The following is a 690-nucleotide window of genomic DNA, read 5'->3' as shown; positions in this document are numbered from 1 at the left end:
TGTGTCTTAGCCAGTGAGCAGACGCTTGCTCGAGGATGTCGGCGCGCGCGGCAGCGGACGGGTCGCGCTCTCGGAGTGTCGCCGCTGCCCCTGCAAACACCTCTTTGACGATCGCATGCAGCGCGGCCCGCGTCAGAGGCGCGCACGTCTGCGTGCCGCCGCTCGCTGCCGTCGCGCCAATCGGCAAGACCAGCGGCGTATCTTCATTGGGTGAGGGCAGTGCACTCAGTCCGAGATGCTGTCGGTATCGCGAGAGCTCCACCATCATTTCGCGCGTGGCCGGAATCAGACGCTCCTTGCCGCCTTTGCCATGCACAGTCAGCCACCATCTCATCGTGCCATCGGCGTCGCGCCTTACGAAGAATTGCCCCATGGTGTTCGCGCCGACTTCCGCGATGCGCAGGCCGCCAAGGTAGAGCAGCGTGAAAAGCCACCGTACACGATACGCATGAGCGGACTCGCGCGTGGTGTCTCGTGGCATGGCGGCGATGTAGTCCTTGACCTCCTGCCAGATGCCCGGCTCGAGATAGCGGGTGATGCGCGGCGCCGCGTGCCGGGCGCGCTGTCGGGACAGCGAGAGCGGGTTGCCCGCGAGATAGCCGGCCTGCACCAACCACGAAAACAACGCATTCAGAATCACGATCGCCTGGCGCTGACTCGCGGGTGAGAGCGGCCCATAGAACGGGCGCC

1 protein-coding gene is annotated in these 690 nt (G+C 65.5%); it reads right to left on the bottom strand.

Annotated features, from left to right (window positions below; all coding sequences use genetic code 11):
- Positions 1-690, bottom strand: a 690-nt coding sequence (locus tag AWB74_RS49120; protein WP_407642560.1) for a tyrosine-type recombinase/integrase, incomplete at both ends; no start/stop codon positions are given.

This window comes from Caballeronia arvi, assembly GCF_001544695.2.
Lineage (GTDB): Bacteria > Pseudomonadota > Gammaproteobacteria > Burkholderiales > Burkholderiaceae > Caballeronia > Caballeronia arvi.
Note: the sequence above shows the minus strand (reverse complement) of the source record. Positions and strands in the feature narration are given on the sequence as shown.